At 70.2% G+C, this 19,897-nt stretch carries 17 protein-coding genes; 9 read left to right on the forward strand and 8 right to left on the reverse strand.

Annotated elements, in window-relative coordinates; all coding sequences use genetic code 11:
• Nucleotides 1-92 precede the first annotated feature (92 nt).
• Nucleotides 93-668, reverse strand: coding sequence for a dihydrofolate reductase family protein (locus E3O60_RS06070; RefSeq protein ID WP_088456934.1), 576 nt, complete (start codon nt 666-668; stop codon nt 93-95).
• Between the two features lie 121 nt (nt 669-789).
• Between E3O60_RS06070 and E3O60_RS06075 the strand changes: the two genes are divergently transcribed.
• Nucleotides 790-1,275: a DUF2809 domain-containing protein gene (locus tag E3O60_RS06075; protein WP_088456935.1), complete on the forward strand. Its 486-nt coding sequence runs from the start codon at nt 790-792 to the stop codon at nt 1,273-1,275.
• A 93-nt stretch (nt 1,276-1,368) separates the two neighbouring features.
• Here the strand turns inward: E3O60_RS06075 and E3O60_RS06080 are convergent, their stop codons facing one another.
• Nucleotides 1,369-2,169: a nuclease-related domain-containing protein gene (locus tag E3O60_RS06080; RefSeq protein WP_133159700.1), complete on the reverse strand. Its 801-nt coding sequence runs from the start codon at nt 2,167-2,169 to the stop codon at nt 1,369-1,371.
• 408 nt (nt 2,170-2,577) lie between these two features.
• Here E3O60_RS06080 and E3O60_RS06085 point away from each other — a divergent pair, with 408 nt between their 5' ends.
• The 4 genes from E3O60_RS06085 to E3O60_RS06100 all read left to right on the forward strand — a co-directional run bounded on the left by E3O60_RS06085 (nt 2,578) and on the right by E3O60_RS06100 (nt 7,519).
• Nucleotides 2,578-3,786: an MFS transporter gene (locus E3O60_RS06085; RefSeq protein WP_088456936.1), complete on the forward strand. Its 1,209-nt coding sequence runs from the start codon at nt 2,578-2,580 to the stop codon at nt 3,784-3,786.
• Nucleotides 3,787-4,026: 240 nt separating this feature from the next.
• A complete protein-coding gene (locus E3O60_RS06090) occupies nt 4,027-5,007 on the forward strand; it encodes a TIGR03885 family FMN-dependent LLM class oxidoreductase (RefSeq protein WP_134497485.1) in 981 nt (326 codons plus the stop codon).
• Complete coding sequence (locus E3O60_RS06095; protein ID WP_134497487.1) at nt 5,004-6,698, forward strand: alpha-amylase family protein; 1,695 nt, start codon at nt 5,004-5,006, stop codon at nt 6,696-6,698. Before E3O60_RS06090 ends, E3O60_RS06095 begins: the two co-directional genes overlap by 4 nt.
• Before the next feature lie 32 nt (nt 6,699-6,730).
• Nucleotides 6,731-7,519: an alpha/beta fold hydrolase gene (locus E3O60_RS06100; protein WP_088456939.1), complete on the forward strand. Its 789-nt coding sequence runs from the start codon at nt 6,731-6,733 to the stop codon at nt 7,517-7,519.
• A gap of 144 nt (nt 7,520-7,663) precedes the next feature.
• On the opposite strand, the gene arsM is transcribed toward E3O60_RS06100, so the two are convergent.
• Both arsM and E3O60_RS06110 read right to left on the reverse strand, forming a co-directional pair.
• Nucleotides 7,664-8,428 carry an arsenite methyltransferase gene (gene arsM, locus E3O60_RS06105; RefSeq protein WP_134497489.1) on the reverse strand — a complete coding sequence of 255 codons (765 nt, stop codon included), beginning with the start codon at nt 8,426-8,428 and terminating at the stop codon, nt 7,664-7,666.
• A 226-nt stretch (nt 8,429-8,654) separates the two neighbouring features.
• Complete coding sequence (locus E3O60_RS06110) at nt 8,655-9,494, reverse strand: pyridoxamine 5'-phosphate oxidase family protein (RefSeq protein WP_198415694.1); 840 nt, start codon at nt 9,492-9,494, stop codon at nt 8,655-8,657.
• A 111-nt stretch (nt 9,495-9,605) separates the two neighbouring features.
• Between E3O60_RS06110 and E3O60_RS06115 the strand changes: the two genes are divergently transcribed.
• A complete protein-coding gene (locus E3O60_RS06115; RefSeq protein ID WP_241979968.1) occupies nt 9,606-11,042 on the forward strand; it encodes a PLP-dependent aminotransferase family protein in 1,437 nt (478 codons plus the stop codon).
• A gap of 73 nt (nt 11,043-11,115) precedes the next feature.
• On the opposite strand, the gene E3O60_RS06120 is transcribed toward E3O60_RS06115, so the two are convergent.
• The gene (locus tag E3O60_RS06120; RefSeq protein ID WP_134497491.1) at nt 11,116-12,357 is read right to left on the reverse strand and encodes an ABC transporter permease; all 1,242 of its coding nucleotides are present in this window, start codon (nt 12,355-12,357) and stop codon (nt 11,116-11,118) included.
• Nucleotide 12,358: 1 nt separating this feature from the next.
• The gene (locus tag E3O60_RS06125) at nt 12,359-13,282 is read right to left on the reverse strand and encodes an ABC transporter ATP-binding protein (RefSeq protein WP_241993212.1); all 924 of its coding nucleotides are present in this window, start codon (nt 13,280-13,282) and stop codon (nt 12,359-12,361) included.
• 299 nt (nt 13,283-13,581) lie between these two features.
• Between E3O60_RS06125 and E3O60_RS06130 the strand changes: the two genes are divergently transcribed.
• The 3 genes from E3O60_RS06130 (at nt 13,582) to E3O60_RS18700 (ending at nt 16,357) form a co-directional block, all read left to right on the forward strand.
• The gene (locus tag E3O60_RS06130) at nt 13,582-14,259 is read left to right on the forward strand and encodes a response regulator transcription factor (protein ID WP_088456943.1); all 678 of its coding nucleotides are present in this window, start codon (nt 13,582-13,584) and stop codon (nt 14,257-14,259) included.
• Nucleotides 14,252-15,586 (forward strand): cell wall metabolism sensor histidine kinase WalK, encoded by a 1,335-nt coding sequence (locus E3O60_RS06135; protein ID WP_241993213.1) that lies wholly within the window; start codon nt 14,252-14,254, stop codon nt 15,584-15,586. The genes E3O60_RS06130 and E3O60_RS06135 overlap by 8 nt, the downstream gene beginning before the upstream one ends.
• 111 nt (nt 15,587-15,697) lie before the next feature.
• Nucleotides 15,698-16,357 carry a PepSY domain-containing protein gene (locus E3O60_RS18700; RefSeq protein WP_194087777.1) on the forward strand — a complete coding sequence of 220 codons (660 nt, stop codon included), beginning with the start codon at nt 15,698-15,700 and terminating at the stop codon, nt 16,355-16,357.
• Nucleotides 16,358-16,376: 19 nt separating this feature from the next.
• Here E3O60_RS18700 and E3O60_RS06150 read toward each other — a convergent pair whose 3' ends face one another.
• Entirely contained in the window at nt 16,377-17,492 is a 1,116-nt protein-coding gene (locus E3O60_RS06150; protein WP_166788775.1) for an NmrA family NAD(P)-binding protein, read from the reverse strand.
• Between the two features lie 208 nt (nt 17,493-17,700).
• Nucleotides 17,701-19,800 (reverse strand): alpha-galactosidase, encoded by a 2,100-nt coding sequence (locus E3O60_RS06155; protein WP_134497493.1) that lies wholly within the window; start codon nt 19,798-19,800, stop codon nt 17,701-17,703.
• Between the last annotated feature and the right edge of the window lie 97 nt (nt 19,801-19,897).

Below are 19,897 nucleotides of genomic sequence, written 5' to 3' on the forward strand. Positions count from 1 at the left end.
GTCGAGACCCCACAAGCCGACAGCCCCACGCGAGGCTGTGGCCCGCAGATCCGGTCACCAGGTCTCGACACGCTCGACCGACGAGACATCCGCTAGCTGCTGGGCAGCACCTCGTAGCTGGACTGGGTGAAGCCCGCGCCGAGCTCGCGGGAGCCCACGTGCCGCAGGTGCACGTCGCCGTCGAGCGGGCCGAACAGCGGGATGCCCGTGCCGAGCAGCACCGGGGCGCGCGTGATGGTGATTTCGCGGATCAGCCCGGCCCGCAGAAAGCTCTGGATGGTGCGGCCACCGTCGACGTATACCCGGCGGCGGCCCTCTGCGACGAGGGTGGCGATCACGTCGTCGAGCGTGGCGTGTGCGGTGGTGTCCGGCTCGTCCTCGGCGTCGAAGCTGCGCAGCAGGGTGCGGCTGAGCACGAGCACCCGCTTGCCGGTATAGGGCCAGTCGACGAAGCCGCGCACGGTGTCGAAGGTGGCACGGCCTACGACGAGGGCGTCGACGCTGGCGAAGAACTCGTCGTAGCCGGTCTCGCCCAGGGCGTCCCCGGCGGCGACGAGCCAGTCGAAGTCGCCGTTCTCGCGGGCGATGAAGCCGTCGAGGCTGGTGCCCACGAACACGCAGCCGATCAGGGGCGGGACGGCGCCGCCCGACTCAGAGGTGGGGGTCATGCCAGCACGGTAGCAGTGGCCGCCGACACAGGCGAGGGGTGCGGCTGCTGCCGGTCCACCCGCAAACCATTCGAACGCATCCTGCTTTCGTCGACGCTTCGGCACACGGTACGGTCAGCATATGGATCGGACGCACCACATGTCGCACGGGGGTGACCTGCAGCCGGAATTCCTGGACGACGAGCACCCGCAGGCGATGGGCGACTCCGAGGCCGCCCAGGGTGCCCGGAACCTGGGCTTCCGCAACCGCCGGCTGAAGCTGGCCGCGATCGGCGTGCTGATAGTGCCCACCGGTCTGGTCGTGCACTTCTTGACCGAGGGCATCGTCGGCGATTTCGTCGGCGACGCGCTCTATGCGGTCCTGGTGTACCTGATCGTGTCGATTATCGCGGTCCGTACGCCCAGCCGGCAGGTGGCGGCCGTCGCGATCCTGATCTGCGTGGCCGTGGAGCTCTTACAGCTCACCGGCGTGCCCAGCAGCCTCGCCGAGCTCTTCGCGCCGGTGCGGTACCTGCTCGGCACCACGTTCAACGCCCTCGACCTGGTCGCCTACGTCGTCGGTGTGCTCGCGGCCACGGCCGTGAGCACCTGGCGGAAGCCGGACTGACGCCGGCCGAGTATCCGTTAGCGGCCGGGCTCACGCCGACCTGACCATCCGATATCGGCCGGACTGACGCCGCATTCGCGGTTTCGCGCCGCCTCAGCCGGCCAGCAGGGCCTGCGCCGCGAGCAGCACTCCGCCCACCGAGCCCGCGCACAGCGCCGTCGTTCCGGTGGCGGCCCAGAACACCCGGCGCACCCGGGCCCGACGCACCTGCCCGTCGAGCGCCGCGAATCGGGTCATCACATCCGCCGGGGCCGGGGTCGGATGCTGGCGCCAAGTGGCCGGGCTGTCCAGGATCACCACGGCCTCGGCGATCTCGTCCTCACTGAGCACCGGCTGCAGCTTGAGCAGCCACCGGCGCAGGGAGCGGGCATCGAGCACTTTCACCTGCACGGGTTTGTCGCGGAAGGTGATCTGCTTGGGGTCGACGAGAGCGATCACCGGTTGCACCGGCGCGACCAGCGGCATCCGCTCACGCAGCACCGTGGTGACCCGTTCGGCCTCGTGCTCGGCGGCGGGCAGGTAGGCCTTCTTGTGGCCGGAGACGGTGACGGTGCGGGTGCCCACCCAGATGTGTTTGCCGCAGTGGTGCTTGGTGTTGATGGTGAAGATGCCGCCGGGGCCCACCAGGATGTGGTCGATGTCGGTGTCGTTCTTACCGATCGGCACGGCGTGGAAAGCAGTCCAGTCGGGGGGCAGTGTGGCGAGCATCTTGCCGACGGTGATCTCGCCCTGCGCGCCCAGGTACCAGCTCACGCTCTCCGGGCAGAGCGGCGACTGGCCGAACAGTCGGGCCACCCTGGTGCGCGGCGGCACCGCGGATTGGCGGGACAGGAGGTGTTCGATGACCAGCTGAGCAGCGATGCGGTTGCGCATCGCGGGTGGGTGCAGGGTCACGTTGCTCCTTCGGACGCGCCCGGACGCGGCTGCGCCAGGGAGACCGCGTGGGCGGGGCGGTCGCGCCGGGACCACCACACGGATGTGCGCCGCTTCGGGGCGTGCAGACCATCCAGGGAGCGGTGCGGGCGGGGCACCCACCACGTTCGGTGGTTCGAGGTTAGCGACCGGACAGGCCCCGGCGGCACCCCCATTGTGGGTGGCGGCGCACAGCGGATGAGCGTGCGCCCGGCCCGCCGCGCGGCAAACCCGCGCCGGCGCGCACAACTGTTGCCCGTGCGGACATCTGCGTCCGGCGCACCGGGTGCAGAAGTCCGTTTCGGCAACAGTTGGCCCGGTGCAGCGGCGAGCGCCGGCGAGCGGCGAGCGCGGCATCCGGCAAAATGGCAGGAACACCGAGGAGACCCCATGGCCACCGCCACCGCCGCGACACCGACCATCAGCGCCCGCGCCTGGGTCGTGCTCGCCCTCGGCGTTGCCGCACAGACGGCGGGCACCGTCTTCGTCAGCGCCCCCGCGTTCCTCATCCCCCTGCTGCACACCGAGCGGGGCCTCTCCCTGGCCCAGGCCGGGCTGCTCGCCGCGATCCCCACCTTCGGCATGGTGCTCACCCTCATCCTCTGGGGCGCCCTGGCCGACCGCATCGGCGAGAAATGGGTCATCACCGGCGGCCTGATCCTCACCGCCCTCGCGGCCGGCGGCGCGATCCTCGCCGACGGATACCTCGCGCTGGGCGTGTTCCTGCTGCTGGGCGGCATGGCGTCGGCGAGCACCAACTCCGCCAGCGGACGCATCGTGGTGGGCTGGTTCCCCAAGCACAAGCGCGGCCTGGCCATGGGCATCCGGCAGATGTCGCAGCCGCTGGGCGTGACGGTCGCGGCCGTGACCATCCCGGTGATCGCTGCGGATGCCGGGGTGGGCGCGGCCCTGTTCGTGCCGTTCGCGCTCACCGCGGTGCTGGCCGTGGCGTGCGCGATCGGCCTGGCCAACCCGCCCCGGCCGGCCCCGCGCGCCGGCACCCCGTCCGTGCGAGCCGGCAACCCGTACCGGTCCAGCGGGTTCCTCTGGCGGATCCACGCGGCATCCGTTCTGCTGGTGGTGCCGCAGTTCACCATCTCGACATTCGGGTTGGTCTGGCTGGTCAGCGACCAGGGTTGGGATGCCCTCGCCGCGGGCGTGCTGGTGGGCGCCGCGCAGTTCGTGGGCGCGATCGGGCGCATCGTGATCGGCGTGGTCAGCGACAGGGTCGGCAGCCGGGTGCGACCGCTGCGCTGGGTGGCGGTGAGTGTGGCGAGCGTGCTGCTGGTGCTGGCCGCGGTGGATGCCGCGCACTGGGGCGCCGCCGCCGTGGTGTTCGTGCTCGCGACCACCTGCACCGTGGCGCCGAACGGACTGGCGTTCACATCGGTGGCGGAGATGGCCGGACCGGGCTGGTCGGGCAAGGCCCTCGGAGTGCAGAACACCGGCCAGTTCGTCGCCGCGTCCCTGGTCGGACCGCTGATGGGCGCCCTGATCGGGGTGGTCGGCTACCCGCTGACGTTCGCGGTGGCGGCGGTCTTCCCGGCACTGGCGGTGCCCGTCGTGCCCCGCGCGCACGCCGAGCACGACCACCTGTAGCGCCCGCCTGGCACCGGCACCCGCGACGTGCCGGAAGGTGCCCATTCAGCGGGCCGGAAGGGGCAGTATGCGGCAACTCGGCCGGCAACCGACGACGGGGATACTTCGCCCGGTGTGGCAGTGAGCTCCGGGCGGGCCACGAAGCCGGGGGCTTGAACCGGCCGACGAGGTCTGCTTGCATGGTGCAACCAGTCCCGAGCCGTCGGCGCCGCGGGCAGTTCCCCAGAGAAGGGCACGGCCGTGATCGGATTTCACGCATCCCACGAGCAAATCGACCCGCGCGCACTGCTGGCCGCGGTGAAACATGCCGAAGAGGTGGGCTTCACCGCGGCGATGTGCTCGGATCACATCGCGCCGTGGAGCGTGCGGCAGGGCCAGTCCGGTTTCGCCTGGTCGTGGTTGGGCGCAGCCCTGGAAGCGACCGACCTGCCGTTCGGGGTGGTGAACGCCCCCGGGCAGCGGTATCACCCGGCCGTGATCGCGCAGGCGATCGGCACGCTCGGCCAGATGTACCCCGGCCGGTTCTGGGCAGCGCTGGGCTCGGGCGAGAACGTGAACGAGCACATCACTGGCGAACACTGGCCGCGTAAGGACCTGCGCAATGCCCGCCTGGAGGAGTGCGTAAAGGTGATGCGGGCTCTGCTGAACGGCGAGGAGGTCAGCCTGGATCACCACGTCAGCGTCGACAGGGCCCGGGTGTGGAGCCGGCCGGACACCCCGCCGCCGCTGGTGGCCGCGGCCGTGTCGGCGGAGACCGCCGGCTGGGCGGCCTCCTGGGCCGACGGCTTGGTCACCGTGGCCCAGCCGCCCGAGAAACTCCGGCGGGTGCTGGATGCGTACGAGCAGGCCGGCGGCACCGGCCGACGGTCCCTGCAAATTCACCTGAGCTGGGCGAGCACCGACGAAGAAGCCCTCGCCATCGCGCACGACCAATGGCGCACCAACGCCTTCGACCCACCCGTGCCGTGGGACATCGACACCCCGGAGAACTTCGACGAGATCTCCAAGCACGTCGCCGCGGAGGATCTGCGGGCATCCGTACTGATCAACAGCGACCTGGGTTGGCACGCCGACAAGCTGGCCGAGCTGGCCGGCCTGGGTTTCGACGACATCTACCTGCACCACGTGGGCCGGAAGCAACAGCGATTCCTGGATGCGTTCGGCGAACGGGTGCTGCCCCAACTCACCAGTGCGCTCACGGCGAAGGCGGTGGGGGCATGAGGATCTCGGACACCAGCGACCGCTGGTGGAAGAACGCGGTGATCTACTGCCTCGACGTCGAACGCTACCTCGACAGCAACGACGACGGCTGCGGCGATATGCGCGGCCTGGCCCAGCGCATCGACTATCTCGCCGAGCTCGGCATCACCTGCCTGTGGCTGATGCCGCTCAACTCCAGCCCGGGCCGGGACGACGGCTACGACATCACCGATTTCTACGCGATCGATTCGCGGCTGGGCAACTTCGGCGAATTCGTCGAGGTCATCCGCACCGCCCGCGACCGCGGCATCCGGGTGGTGATGGACCTGGTGATCAACCACACGTCCGACCAGCATCCGTGGTTCCTCGCGTCCCGCTCGAGCACGGAATCGCCGTACCGGGATTACTACGTGTGGCGCGACGACCCGCCCACCAAGGACCAGCCCTCCGCGTTCCCGAATGATGCGAAGAGCATCTGGGAGTTCGACAAGAAGACCAAGCAGTACTACCTGCACAACTTCTATAAGCACCAGCCCGACCTCAACATCGCGCACCCTCCGGTGCGCGACGAGATCGCCCGCATCGTGGGTTTTTGGACCGAGCTGGGCGTGTCCGGCTTCCGGGTAGATGCGGTGCCGTTCCTTATCGAGGCCAAATCCGAGGCCGGCGGCGAGGACTCCGACGCGGACGCCTCGGACGAACCGCTGCCCGACCCGCACGACTACCTCGCCGATATCTCCGGGTTCCTCGCCCGGCGCAACAGCGAGGCCATGTTGCTCGGCGAGGTGAATCTCAGCCACAAGGAGCAGCTCGCCTACTTCGGTGCGGGCGAGCGGCGGGAACTGCAGATGCAGTTCGACTTCGTCGTGATGCAGAGCATCTACCTGTCGATGGTGCGGCAAGACTCCCGGCCGCTGGCCACAGCGCTGGCCGATCGGCCGGAGCTGCCCGCCGACTGCCAGTGGGGCAATTTCGTGCGCAATCACGACGAGCTCACCCTCGACAAGCTCGGCGACGCCGAGCGGCAGGAGGTGTTCGACGCGTTCGCGCCCGACCCCGACATGCGGCTGTACGACCGGGGAATCCGGCGCCGGCTGCCGACGATGCTGGGCGGCGATGCGCGGCGCATCCGTATGGCGTACAGCCTGATGTTCTCGCTGCCGGGCGCGCCGGTGCTGTTCTACGGTGAGGAGATCGGCATGGGTGAGAACCTGGCGGTGAAAGACCGGTACGCGGTGCGCACACCGATGCAATGGACCGACGGGCCCAACGCCGGGTTCTCGCGAGCGCCCGCCGATCAGCTCGTGACGCCGGTTGTCACCGGAGCGTTCGGCCCGGAGTGGGTGAACGCCGCCGCTCAACGCCGCGACCCGGACTCGCTCGCGCACTTCATGCGCACCCTGATTCAGGCTTACCGCAACTCCCCCGAGATCGGCTGGGGCGACCTGACCATCCTCAAGCACGGCGACGACCGGGTGTTCGCCCACTTTGTGCGGGCGGACATCGGCTCGATGCTGGCGGTGCACAACTTCGCGAACGCACCCGTGGAGCTCGCCCTCACGCTGCCCGACGTCGCTCCGGGTTCCCGGCTGGTGGACATGCTGCACAACGGCGTCACGCCAATCGACGACGGCGAGGTAACGCTGCGACTCGACCCGTACGGGTACCGGTGGCTGCGCATCACCAGTGACGCCGACACCCGACTCGGCTGACCCGGGCCCGGCCATGTGGTCGAATAGAACCGATGCATACTCCCCCAGCCCCGCCCGCCCGCACCGTCATCGCCCCCGACAACGTGCAGATCGCCACCTACGAGTTCGGCGACCCCGACGCTCCCACCGTGCTCGCGGTGCACGGCTTCGCGTCCAGCGCCCTGGCGAACTTCCACGCGACCGGCTGGATCCGCGACCTGGTGCGCGAGGGCTACCACGTGATCGCGATCGACCAGCGCGGCCACGGCCAGAGCGACAAGCCGCACTCCGCCGACGCGTACTCGATGGACCTGCTCGTCACCGACGTGCTCACCGTGCTCGACACCTTCATGCTCGACGAGGTCGACTACGTCGGCTACTCGCTCGGCGCCCGGGTCGGCTGGCACGCCGCCCGCTTCATGCCCACCCGCATCGACCGCGCCGTGTTCGGCGGCATCCCCGACGGCGACCCGCTCACCCGGTTCCGGGTCGACCAGGCGCGGGCTCTGGTGCGCGACGGCGTGCCGGTGACGGATGAACTCACCGCCGCCTACCTGAAGATGGCCGGCGCCATCCGCGACAACGACCTCGAAGCGCTCATCGCGCTGGTCGAGGGGATGCGCGACGGCCCCCAGCCGCACGCGGCTAATGCGCCCGAGCAGCGGGTGCTCTTCGCCACCGGCAGTGAGGACCGCATCCTGGAGGCGTCCCGCGCCCTGGCCGAGGCGACCCCGCGGGCCGCGTTCTTCGAGATCCCCGGCCGCAACCACTTCAATGCGCCGACCTCCCGGGCGTTCCGGGATGCCGCGATCGAGTTCCTGGGGCTGCCCGGCTCCGACTGAGCGCGCCTACACACGGGCGCGACCATCCCGCCGGTCGAGCCTGTCGAGACCCCGCGAGCCAACCCTGTCGACGCAACCACGACACACACGCCCCTCACCAGATCTCGACAAGCTCGACCAACGACCGGGCGCGACGGCAGCCGGCTAACTCGGCTTGACGGCCTTGATGATGGCACCGTGCATCTGCGGGGCCACCTCGTGGGTGAAGTCCACGCTGATGTCGGTGAAGCCCGCCGCCGCCAGCGCCACACGGTACTCCTCGTCGGACAGCGCCCCGGCGATGCACCCCGCGTAGGAGCCGCGCTCGATGCGTTCGCTCTCGCTGAGCTGGTTCTCGGCGACCACATCGGAGAGCCCGAGCCGGCCGCCGGGCGTGAGCACCCGGAACATCTCGCCCACGACGGCGTTCTTGTCGGCCGAGAGGTTGATCACACAATTGGAGATGATCACGTTGACCGCCGCATCCGCCAGCGGGATCTCTTCGATGAAACCCTTGAGGAACTCGACGTTCGTGGCGCCGGCCTTGGCGGCGTTCGCGCGGGCCAGGGCCAGCATCTCGTCGGTCATGTCGAGGCCGTAGGCGAACCCCGTGGGGCCCACCCGGCGGGCGGAGAGCAGCACGTCGATGCCACCGCCGGAGCCGAGGTCGAGCACCGTCTCGCCTTCGCGCAGGTCGGCCACCGCGGTCGGGTTGCCACAGCCGATGCTGGCCAGCATCGCCTCGTCGGGCACCTCGGTGGACTCCGCGCCGGTGTACAGCACCGAGCCGAAAACGGCGCTGGTCTCCAGCGGCGTGCCGCAGCAGGAGCCGCTGCTGCTCACATCGGTGACCTGCAGGGCCTGCGCGGCGTAGCGCTCTCGTACCTGCTCGGTGATGGCGGACTTCTCGGTCGCGGTCTTCTCAGTCATACGTGGTCCCATCCCTGGTTGATATAGACGGATGTCGATATAGTCAGTATGGAGGGAGGATCGACGTGCGTCAATCCGACCGCGCCGCAGCGTGCCGGGCGCGGGCGCCAGCTGACACCGCCGCGCAACTGTTGCCGGTGCGGACAATTGCACCCGGTGCGCCGGTAACAATTGTCCGCACGGGGCACAGTTGAGCCGGATGCGCGCCGCCGGCGCCGCTCACCGGCTATGGCATCCGAGCAGCCATGGCCGGCTCCGCTTGGGCGGCAGCGGCATCGGCCGCGCCAGCAATGCGGGCGGCGTACGCGGTCGCCGCGGCCGAGACCGGCGTGCCCGGTGCGGTGAGCGGCGAGGTCTCCGGCGCCAGGGCGGTCAGCCGCAGCGGCAGCACGCCGGCCCAGACGGCGCGGTCCTCGCCGTCATCGGGCTCCTCGGAAGCACCGTGCGCGCGCACCTTCACACTGACCTCGTCCAGCGGCAGGCGCAGCACGAGCGTGGCGGCCAGTTCGCGTTTTGTCATCGGGCGCACCTCGGCCGTGCGGCCGGGCATCAGGTGTTCGGAGACGATGCGCATCGCCTCGGTCTTCTCGGCCGGGTCGGCGACGATCGTGGCCGTGCCGAACACCACGGCACTGCGGTAGTTCATCGAGCTGTCGAACAGGGACCGGGCGTACACGAGGCCGTCGAGGTGGGTCACCGTGACCGAGAGCGGGCTGCCGGATGCCATCATTCGGAAGATTCCGCTGCCGGTGGAGCCGTGCAGATAGATGGCATCGCCGCCGCGGCCGAAACCCATCGGCAGCACCAGCGGCAGGCCGTCGCGCACGATCGCCACGTGGGCGACCAGGGCGTCGTCCAGGATGCGGTACAGCTCGGCGCGGTCGGTGCGCTGGCGCTCGGGGGAACGGGTGACGCGGGTGCGGTCGGTGATGGGCAGGTCCGCCGAAGGCACGTCTGGCGCCGGCAACGTGGCGTCGGGCCGGGCTCCCGGCAGCGCGACGGCGGCGAGGCCCGCAGGTGACGATTCGGTTTTCGAGTCTTCGTGGGGCTGGCTGGTGTGGGGCATGCTACTAGGATCGGGGACACAGTGGATCAACGACAGAGCCACCTATCGCGCCGACGAGTAGACCAGTTGGCGCCGCGGCGCCCCGGAGCACCACAAGAACAAGGACCGATCATGAACGCACACGAGCTGCCGATCCTGCTCGACCGCGGGGCCACGCTCCCCCTCGCGGCGCAGCTGGCCACGGCCCTCCGGCGGGCCATCCTCGACGGAACGCTGCGCCACGATGAGGCCCTACCCTCGACGCGCGCCCTCGCCGCCTCGGTGCGGGTGTCGCGCGGCACCGTCGTCGCCGCGTACGACCAGCTCGCCGGCGAGGGCTACCTGTTGGCCCGACCCGGCTCGGCGACCCGGGTGATGGTGGAGCGACCCCCAACCGGGACCCCATCGCCAAAACCTCCGGCGACCCCTCCGGCCGGCCTACCCAGCGCGCGGCCGCTCCTCGACCTGACCCCCGGGCATCCGTCGACCCGCACCCTCGTCGACCCGGCCTGGACCGCCGCCTGGCGCGCCGCCGTGTCGGCGTCCGGTCGCAGTGACTCACCGCCCGCGAACGGCACCCTCGAGCTGCGCACCGCGATCGCCGAGCACGTGCGGCGAACCCGCGGCCTGGCCTGCCAGCCGGCTGACGTGATCGTCACGGCCGGCACCAGCGACGCCCTCGCCGGCATCGGACTCGCTCTCGCGACCCCCGCGGATGCCGCTCCGGCCGACCCACCCAGGTTCACCCCACACATCGCCGTCGAGGACCCGGGCTACCCCACCGCCCGGCGGGTGCTGCGCCGGGTGGGCGCCCTCATCCGGCCGGTGCACACCGACGAGAACGGCATCAACCTGGCCGAGCTCGCCGCCCTCGCGCCGAGGCCGCACGCGGTGCTGGTGACCCCGAGCCACCAGTACCCCCTGGGCAGCAGCCTCTCGGTGCAGGGTCGCCTCGATCTGCTCGACTGGGCGCGGGCCACGGATGCCGTGATCATCGAGGACGACTACGACAGCGAGTTCCGTTTCGACGCGATGCCGCTGCCCGCCCTCGCCACCCTCGACGGGTCGGGGCGAGTCGCGCTGGTCGGCAGCTTCTCCAAGACCGTCACCCCGTGGATCCGCTGCGGCTACATCGTGGCCACCGGGCCCCTCGGTGCGGCGCTGCGCCAGGTGCGGGACGACCTCGGCCCGTCGGTCTCCGGGGTGCAGCAGGCGGCCCTCGCCCGCTACCTCGACAGCGGCGGCCTGGCCCGCAATGTCACCAGGGTGCGCCGCGAATACGCCCACCGCCGCGCCCTGGTGATCGGCAGGCTCGGCGCGCTGCCCGGCGTGCGGCTGACCGGCCTCGACGGCGGGCTGCATGTGGTGGTGCACACCGGGGCGGATGCCTCCGCTCTCGTCACGCAGGCCGCCGCGCGCGGGGTGCGGGTCGCGTCGCTGGCCGACTACGCGGTTCTAGCCCGAGGGCAGCACGGCCTGGTGCTCGGCTACGGCACCCCGACGGATCTCGAGCTGGGGAGGGCGCTCGACGTGCTCGTGGGGCTCCTCACCGCGCCGACCGCGAGTTGATGTGCGGACTTCCCGCCTTCGTCAGCGCAACGAAGGGGGAAGTCCGCAACTGAGTGGTGCGGCCACGAGGAACTCAGCCCCGAGCGAGGCTCCTGGCCGTGCGCCCGGCGAACACGGTCTTGAACGACACCCTGTTCGTGTACTCGATGGACCCGTACCGAAACAGCCGCACCGCGAGCTGCAGCACGACAGCGCTGAGGAGGAACAGCTCCGTGATGACGATGGCCGCTTCCCAGCCCGCGAGGGAGCCGAACGCGTTGCGGAGCATCGCGGTGATCGGCGCCGAATAGGGGAAGTAGGTGAACACCTGCACGACGGCGCTGTGCGGATCCGACAGCACCAGCGATACCGAGTAGAGCGGCACGATCATCAGGATGATCAGCGCGGTGAACCAGCCGCCGGCATCCTTCGCGTTGGGCATCACCGCCCCGATCGCGACCGCGGTGCCCGTGAACAGGGCGAACCCGCCCAGGGCCAGCAGCGCGCCGACGATCATCTGGCCGGGATCAAAGGTAAAACTGGCGAGATCCACCTCCGGCAGGTTCAACGACGTGCGGAAGAACAGGTAACCGACCGCCACCGGCACGAGGAATACCAGCACTTGCACGAAGCCGACGATGAAGACCGAGATGATCTTCCCGCTGATCAGGGCGGTGGGGTTCAGGGTGGTGAGGATCATCTCCGTGACCCGGTTCTCCTTCTCTTCCAGGGTGCTGGTGAGCATCTGGTTGGAGAGCAGGGTGAAGGTCAGGAAAAACATCGCCAGGAAGATCAGCGGCGGGATCACGCCCATGAACCCGGCCGCTTCCTCCCCGTCTGTGTAGGTGGTGGAGGTCACCGACACGTCGCCCTGCGCCATCGTTGTCAGCGCCGGATCCCCGATCTGGTCCTGGGCGCTGGTGATCAGCACCTGGGTCGCGACACCGTCATACTCGCCGTTGCCGAACAGGCCCTTGTCGATCCCATACACCTGGGTCGGGGTTGTGGCCGGGTCCGCCGGGTACACAAAATGGGCGTCCTCCTCGCCCGCCTTCACGTCGGCGATCGCGGATGCGTCATCCGTGACCGGCGTACCGCCCAAGGCTGCCGCCACGGCCGGGTCGACATAACCGGATGCGTCGCTGTAGGTGAAGGTGAGCTTCGCGTCTGACTGGGCATCGATGTCACTCATCGACGACGTGTTGCCCAGGGTCACCAGGCCCACCACGATGCCGATCGCAATCGGCACCAGCAGGGTGATGACCCAGAACTTCTTTTTGCCCAGGGTACGGCCCACTTCGAACCCGATGACCGTACGGAGATTGTGCTGACCCATCTCAGGCACCTGCCATTTCGTTCTGGTCGCCATAGACGCTGACGAAGATCTCCTCGAGCGAGAGCTTGCTCGTGGTGAAACTCCGGATCAGAACGCCGGCATCGACCAGGTCGCGCAAGATCAAGGCCTCATCGACGGTGCCGATGAGGGTGAGTTCGGCGTAGTTGCGGTCGCGGAGGCTGATCTCGTAGTGCCCAGATGCGGGTATCTCGCCGGAGTAGCCGACCCGGATCATCGTGCCGCCGTACTGGTTCTGCACCTCAGGGATTGTGCCGTAGGCCTCCGCCCGGCCGCCCTTCAACAGGATCACCCGGTCGCACAGCCGCTCGACTTCCTCCATCTGGTGAGTGACCATCAGCACCGTGGCACCGGCCTTCTTCTGGTCCTCGATGATGTCCATCAGCAGTCGCCGGTTCACCGGGTCGAACCCCTTCGTGGGCTCGTCCAGGATCAGCAGCTCCGGGTCGTTCATGATCGTGACACCGAGCTGAACCTTCTGCTGCTGACCGCCGGAGAGCTTGTCCACCCGGACCTTCGCCTTATCCCCCAGCCCCACCCTCTCGAGATAGTTCGTCGACCAGGCCACCGCGGCTTTTTTACTCAGACCCTTGAGCTGGCCGAAGTACGTCATCACGGGGAGAACGGATTCCTTCTTATAGAGTCCACGTTCTTCGGGGAGATAGCCCAGCCGGATGCCGGACTCCGGCGTGAACGGGCGCCCATCGATATGCAGGATGCCGGCAGTCGGGAGGTAGATGCCCAGCAGCGCCCGCAGCGTGGTGGTCTTGCCGGAGCCGTTGGACCCGAGGAACCCGAACGTCTCGCCGCGCTGCACATCGAAGGAGAGGTCCTCGATGACCGTGGTGCCGGCGAAATCCATCCGGAAATGGTCGATGTGAACCAGAGACTCTGCTGCAGACGTCATGCCAACACCCTAGCGCCGGGCTGGGCTCCTCCGCAGATAACCCCGCCTTGACCAGCAGATTTTTATCGAGCCGTGAGGACAGGCCGACCGGCGGGACACACCCACGTCACGGCGCCCACTCATTTGCGGACTTCCCGCCTTCGTCTCCGCAACGAAGGCGGGAAGTCCGCGAACGAACCGCCCAGGACCGACGATCCAGCAGCATCCGGGCCGGTCACAGCAGTTTCAGCTTGCCTTCAGCGGCATCGGCCAGACTGGCAGCGGCGGCCGTGCGGCCGACCTACTGACGAGGGGGCCGGATGCGCGTGCTGGTGGTGGAGGACGAGGTGCGGCTCGCGACCGGGCTCAAGCGCGGCCTCGAGGCCGAGGGCTTCGCGGTCGATATCGCCGGCACCGGTCCGGATGGGCTCTGGCTGGCCCGCGAGAACGAGTACGCGGTCATCCTGCTCGACATCATGCTGCCGGGCCAGAGCGGCTACAGGGTCTGCGAGACCCTGCGGGCCGAGCAGAACTGGACCCCGATCCTGATGCTCACCGCCAAGGACGGCGAGTGGGACCAGGTCGAGGCCCTCGACACCGGCGCCGACGACTACCTCACCAAACCGTTCTCCTCCGCCGTGCTGCTGGCCCGGATGCGCGCCCTGATCCGCCGCGGCACCAGCGCCAGGCCCACCGTGCTGCGCGCCGGCGACCTGCACCTCGACCCCGCCACCCGCCGGGTCAGCCGGGGCGACGCATCCGTTGACGTCACTGCCCGGGAATTCGCGGTGCTCGAATACCTCATGCGCAACCGGGGCACCGTCGTGAGCAAGCGTGACGTGCTCGACAACGTCTGGGACTTCGACTTCGAGGGTGACCCCAACATCGTGGAGGTGTACGTGCGGCACCTGCGCAACAAGGTGGACCGGCCGTTCGACCGGGCCGCGATCGAGACCCTGCGCGGTGCCGGCTACCGGTTGGCGGCCAACGGTGGCTAAGCGGGCCCGCGGCCGGTCGTTGCGCGGCCGGATCACCCTGGTGTCCACCGCGATCGTTGCCGCAACGCTGGTCGGCGGCGCGGTCGTGTTCGCGCTGGTGCTCCGCGGTGTGCTGCTGGACGAATTGCACACGGCCGTGGAACGCGACCTCGAGCAGATCGAGACCGAGCTCGACACCGGCAGCGGTCTGAGCGGCCTCGACGCCGACGATGACGACGTGCTCTTCCAGATCACCGACGGCTCCGGCACGCTCCTCGCCGCCAGCGAGGCGCTCGAGGGCCGGCAGCTGGGCATCGACGGCGACGACGACGCGCAGACCATCCGGGTACCAGACGAAGACACCGACTACCTGGTCGTGGCCGAAGACCACGACGACGCCACCGTCGTCGCCGGCCGCTCGCTGGAGAACGTCGACGAGGCCGTCGCCACGGTCGGCGTGCTGCTGGCCGGAGCCGTGCCGCTGCTGACCGGGATCGTCGCGCTGCTCACCTGGATCGTGGTGAGCCGGGCGCTGGCCCCTGTCGAACGGATGCGCCGGGAGGTCGACGCCGTCACTGCCACCAACCTCGAGCGCCGCATCAACGACCCCGGCCGCGACGACGAGATCGGCCGGCTCGCGCACACCATGAACAGCATGCTCGACAGGCTCGACACCTCCCAGCGCGCCCAACGGCAGTTCGTCTCGGATGCCTCGCACGAGCTCCGCTCCCCGCTCGCGTCGCTGCGCCAGTACGCCGAGGTGGCCCAGGCGCATCCCGACAGGGTCAACCTCGGCGACCTGTCCGAGGCCGTTCTCGACGAGGGCGACCGGCTGGAGCGGCTGGTGGCGGGGATGCTGCTGCTGGCGCGGGTGTCCGAGCGCAGTGCCACGACGACCGGTACGGCCGTGGACCTGGACGACCTGATGCTCGCCGAGGCCCGCCGGCTGCGCGACACCATGGCGCTCAGCATCGACAGCACCGGGGTGAGTGCGGCCCGGGTGCACGGTGACCAGAACCTGCTCGGCCAGGTGGTGCGGAACCTCGTCGACAACGCCGCCCAACACGCCTCCGGGCGGGTGAGCCTGTCGCTCGGCCTGGTCGACGGGCTGGCGCTGCTGACCGTGGAGGACGACGGCCACGGGGTGCCGCCCGGCGAGCGCGACCGCGTGTTCGAGCGCTTCGTGCGGCTGGACGAATCCCGGGCACGGGCGTCCGGCGGCACCGGGCTGGGCCTGGCCATCGTTCGGGAGAGCGTGCAGGCGCATGGCGGCACCGTGCGCATCGTCGACAGCGCTCTGGGCGGCGCCCGGTTCGAGGTGCGCCTGCCCGCTGTTGCCGAGGCCTGACCTCGTTTCTGAAGCGGCCTTCAGCGGGCTTCAGCCTGGCTTCAGCGGTGGCTTGGCACAGTGGGCTTATCAGCCACGGCAGCCGTGGCACTCACGAACAAGGGACACACCATGAAGAAGAAGACCATCTGGATCACCGGTGCAGCCGTTGCCGCCGTTCTCGTGGTGGGCGGCGCCGGCCTGGCCATCGCCGACCCGTTCGAAACTGACGGCCCGCTCACCGGCAGCGCCCTCGACAAGGCCAGTGCCGCCGCGCTGGATGCCGTGGGCAGCGGCACGGTCACCGACACCGAGTCCGGCGACGACAACGACCCGCACGCCTACGAGGTGGAGGTGACCCTCGCCGATGGGACCGATGTCGACGTGGCGCTGGATGAGAAGTTCGCCGTGCTCTGGGTCGACGGCCTGCCCGCGGATGGCGCAACCTCGGTGCCGGGAACCGGCAGTGGCTCGAACTCCGGCTCCGGCTCTGACGACGGTGACGGCCGCAGCGACGACACCGGCAGCGACGACTCGGCCACCGACGGCACCGGCACTGACGACTCGGCCACCATGACCCCGGTCACCGACGCCGACCGCGACGCCGCCTCGGCCGCGGCGCTCGCCACCCTGCCCGCCGGCACCGTCGGCACCGTCACCGAGGTCGAGCGCAGTGACGACTTCGACCACGCCTACGAGGTCGAGATCACCCTCGAGAACGGTCAGGACGTCGACGTCGAGCTCGATGCGGCCTTCGCGGTGCTCAAGGTCGACGGCGCGCCGACCGCATAGCCCCGGCGGTCCTGGCGTTTCAGAGCCAGGTCTGGCGGTGGTCCTCGATGAAACCGCGCAGCGTGGTCGCCGGCCGACCGGTGAGCCGGCGGATGCCGCGATTCGGCAGTGCGGTCAGCCGCCGGCGCGCCGCCCGATACCAACTCGCCTGCGCAGCGATGTCCGGTCCGGTCACACCCTGTTTCGCCGCCAGCTCGGCGAACTCGGCCTCGGTCGTGGCGGTGTACCGGATGGGCCGACCGAGCACCTCGGTGAGACTCTCCGCCACCTGCGGGAAGCTCAGCGACTCCTCCCCCGCCAGGGAGTATGACTTGCCCAGATGACCGGGTTCGGTGAGCACCCGGGCGGCGCAGCGGCCCACGTCGGTCGCGTCGACGAACGCGACCCTGGCCCCGCCGGCCGGCAGCACGATTTCACTGCGCAGGCGGATGTCGTCGCGGTACAGGGTGGACAGGGTCTGCATCAGCACGTTCGGCCGCAGGATGGTGTGCGGCGTGCGGGTGCGCTTGAGGTACTGCTCCACCACGTGATGCGGCGACCGGGTGTCGAACCGCACACCGGGCGCCGACAGGAACACGATCTGCCGCACTCCGCTCTCCTCCATCGCCTGGTCGATGAACGGGATGAGGGTGCGCCCCACGTTGCCGATCGTGGGCGGCACGAGCAGGAACACCCTGTCGACGCCGGCGAGGGCGCGCGCCCAGGTGCTGCGGTCGGCGAAGTCGAAGGCGCGCACGATGGCCCCGCCGCCGCCGGTTGTGCCGGTTGCGGCCGCGGATGCGTCGGCCGCGCCGACCGTGCGTCCGGGCGGCGGCGAGGTGGGAAGGCCGCCCGGCTTGTGGGCCGGGTTGCGTGCCGGCTTCTGGTTGGGCGCCCGCAGCGGCTTACTGCCGGGTCGGGCTGTGCCGATCCGTGCAGTGCCGGGCCCGGCGGGCTGCTGGCCGGCCGCGGTGCCGCTGGCGCGCCGGGCGCCCTCGGCGATCCACGCGCGGGGGTCCCGCATGCCGGCGATCACGGTTTCGCCCGCCTCGGCCAGGGCATCCACGACGGCCTGCCCCACGGTGCCGGAGGCCCCGGTGACCAGGATCCCGCCCGTCAGCACTGTGCGCCGCGGCGACGAGGTCTGCTCGGTCATGCCCCTTACGTTAGTGCTGCCCAGCCCCACATCCTCCGCGAAAGCGGGCGTGTGGCTGCCACGACCCCCTCGAAGCAACCACATAACCGCTCTCGCGGATCCACCCCGACCCACTCCCGCATCCACCCCCACGCGAAAGCGGGCGTGTGGCTGCCACGACACCCACGAAGCGACCACATGGCCGCTTTCGCGGATGCTCAGGGCGCGGTCAGACCGCGTCGAGGGTGAACAGGGCCGCCTGCTCGGGGGTGAGGAGCGGGGCGGGCAGGCCCACCTCGGCGAGCACGGCGCCGGTGAGCACCAGCTCCCCCGCGTCGGCAGCCAGCCACGCCGGCGGCACGGTCTGCACGGTGCGCGGCACCGGTCCTACGAGCAACGGTCGCACCCGGTAGCGTCGGGCGGGGTCCAGGCCGGGAAACCGAATCGGGGCGGGTAGCGCGGTGCGCGGCGCGGCCAGCGCGACCTGCGCGAACACGGCGGCGGAGCCATCCGTGGCCACCACGCCGTGCAGTTCGATCGCCGGGTCCGACCCGTCGGCGTGCACAACGTTGCCGCTGTGCAGCAGCGCCCGGTGCTCCTTGTATATCGCGATCCAGGCCGCGATCTGGTCGAGCTCGACGGCGGATGCCTGGGTGATGTCCCACTCGATGCCGGCACTGCCGAACAGTGCGGTGGCCAGCCGGAAGCCCAGCGCCGAGGTACGCCCGGTGGTGTGCGCGGTGGCGGCGCCGAGGTGGCCGCCGAGGTATTCCGGCGGCACCAGCACGCTCGTGTAGCGCTGGATCTGCTGGCGTTCCAGCGGGTCGTTGGTGTCGCTGGTCCAGACCCGGTCCACCCGTTCGAGGATGCCCAGGTCGATGCGTCCGCCGCCGGACGCGCAGGACTCGATCTCCAGGCCCGGCTGCGCGGCGCGCACGGCGTCGATCAGCCGGTACAGAGCGGCGGTCTGCCGGTGCACGGAGCCGCCGAGCAGGTCCCGGTTGTGGTCCCACTTGAGGTACGCGATGGGGTATTCGGCCAACAGCGCGGTGAGGCGCTCGAGCAACCAGGCGAAGGCATCCGGGTTGGCCAGGTCGAGCACCCGCTGGCCGCGCCAGGTGGGGGCGGATGCCGAGCCGAGCAGCCAGTCCGGGTGCACCCGGGCCAGGTCGGAGTCGGGGTTGACCATCTCCGGCTCCACCCAAAGGCCGAAGTCCAGGCCGGCCGCGTGCACCCGCTCGATCAGCGGGTGGAGGCCCTCGGGCCACTTGTCGGCGTCGACGAACCAGTCGCCGAGGGCTCGCTGGTCGTCGGTACGGCCGGAGAACCAGCCGTCGTCGAGTACAAACCGTTCCACGCCGACCTGCGCGGCGGCGTCGACGAGGCGGCTCAGGGTGGGCAGATCGTGGTCGAAGTACACGGCCTCCCAGGTGTTCAGAAGCACCGGGCGCGGGCCGGTGATCGTCGACCAGGATCGGATCCACGGGTGCAGCCGGGCGCTGAGGCCGTCCAGGCCCGCGTCGGAGTACACCGCCACGGTCCACGGGCTGGTGTAGCTCGCTCCCGCGGCCAGGCTCAGCTCGCCGGGCGCGAGCAGTTCACCCGCGCCGAGGGCGGCGTGGCCCAGCGCGCTGCGTTCGGCCCAGACCACCTTGTCGCCGCTGTGCGCCAGGTGCACCGCCCACACCTCACCACGGCGGAAGCCGAAACCGGGGGTTCCGGCCACGGTGAGGTAGGAGTCGTCGTGGCCGGGCCGGCCGTGCCGGGACTCCCGGCTCCAGACGCCCTGGCCGAGGATGCTGCGCTGCGGCCGCCGTTCGTGGCTCCACAGTCCGGTGAAGTCGAGCAGCTCGGCCGCCCGGTCGGGCACCGGCAGGATCGCATCGAGGCCGGCGAGTTCGAGGGTGCCGGCGCCGCTGTTGGTGAGGGTGTGCCGCAGGCGCAGCACACCCTGCACGGTGAGTTCGAGCTCGGTCGAGACGGTGACGGATGCGTCAGCATCCGCCAGCTCGATGACCAGCGTGTTGTCGCCGCCCTCGTGCACCGCCACCAGCGCCAGCGCCGGGTCGAGGGTGCCCGTGCCGGTGCGGAACCCGCCGAGCGCGGGCCGGCCGCTCCAGCCCTCGGCGAGGGCGGGCAGCAGGCTGAGGCGGAGCGGCACGTCGAGGGAACTGGGGCCGACGGGCGGCACACTCGCGGCGGCCAGCGCGGCGAGGTCCGCCGCCGGCAGCTCGCCGAGGTCGGCGCCCCAGTGCACGATCACCGGTGTGCCGCTGCCGGACGCGTCGAGAACAAGGCTGGTGCCCGCGGCACGGAGGTGGTGGATCATGACACTGCTTTCTTCGTTGGATGAAGGAGGAGTTTGAGTACATCGCACGCGGACCTGCGGACGGCGTCCGATCGTTGGTGGAGCCTGTCGAGACCCC

The organism is Cryobacterium sp. TMB1-7, assembly GCF_004402435.1.
GTDB lineage: Bacteria > Actinomycetota > Actinomycetes > Actinomycetales > Microbacteriaceae > Cryobacterium > Cryobacterium zongtaii.

Excerpts from the sequence above, each read along its gene's own strand:
- E3O60_RS06100 (WP_088456939.1), top strand. The coding sequence starts at position 6,731 with ATGCATACTCCCCCAGCCCCGCCCGCCCGCACCGTCATCGCCCCCGAC.
- E3O60_RS06110 (WP_198415694.1), bottom strand. The coding sequence starts at position 9,494 with ATGCCCCACACCAGCCAGCCCCACGAAGACTCGAAAACCGAATCGTCA.
- E3O60_RS06150 (WP_166788775.1), bottom strand. The coding sequence starts at position 17,492 with ATGACCGAGCAGACCTCGTCGCCGCGGCGCACAGTGCTGACGGGCGGG.
- E3O60_RS18700 (WP_194087777.1), top strand. The coding sequence starts at position 15,698 with ATGAAGAAGAAGACCATCTGGATCACCGGTGCAGCCGTTGCCGCCGTT.
- E3O60_RS06095 (WP_134497487.1), top strand. The coding sequence starts at position 5,004 with ATGAGGATCTCGGACACCAGCGACCGCTGGTGGAAGAACGCGGTGATC.
- E3O60_RS06155 (WP_134497493.1), bottom strand. The coding sequence starts at position 19,800 with ATGATCCACCACCTCCGTGCCGCGGGCACCAGCCTTGTTCTCGACGCG.
- E3O60_RS06125 (WP_241993212.1), bottom strand. The coding sequence starts at position 13,282 with ATGACGTCTGCAGCAGAGTCTCTGGTTCACATCGACCATTTCCGGATG.
- E3O60_RS06075 (WP_088456935.1), top strand. The coding sequence starts at position 790 with ATGGATCGGACGCACCACATGTCGCACGGGGGTGACCTGCAGCCGGAA.
- E3O60_RS06120 (WP_134497491.1), bottom strand. The coding sequence starts at position 12,357 with ATGGGTCAGCACAATCTCCGTACGGTCATCGGGTTCGAAGTGGGCCGT.
- E3O60_RS06070 (WP_088456934.1), bottom strand. The coding sequence starts at position 668 with ATGACCCCCACCTCTGAGTCGGGCGGCGCCGTCCCGCCCCTGATCGGC.
- E3O60_RS06085 (WP_088456936.1), top strand. The coding sequence starts at position 2,578 with ATGGCCACCGCCACCGCCGCGACACCGACCATCAGCGCCCGCGCCTGG.
- arsM (WP_134497489.1), bottom strand. The coding sequence starts at position 8,428 with ATGACTGAGAAGACCGCGACCGAGAAGTCCGCCATCACCGAGCAGGTA.
- E3O60_RS06115 (WP_241979968.1), top strand. The coding sequence starts at position 9,606 with ATGAACGCACACGAGCTGCCGATCCTGCTCGACCGCGGGGCCACGCTC.
- E3O60_RS06130 (WP_088456943.1), top strand. The coding sequence starts at position 13,582 with ATGCGCGTGCTGGTGGTGGAGGACGAGGTGCGGCTCGCGACCGGGCTC.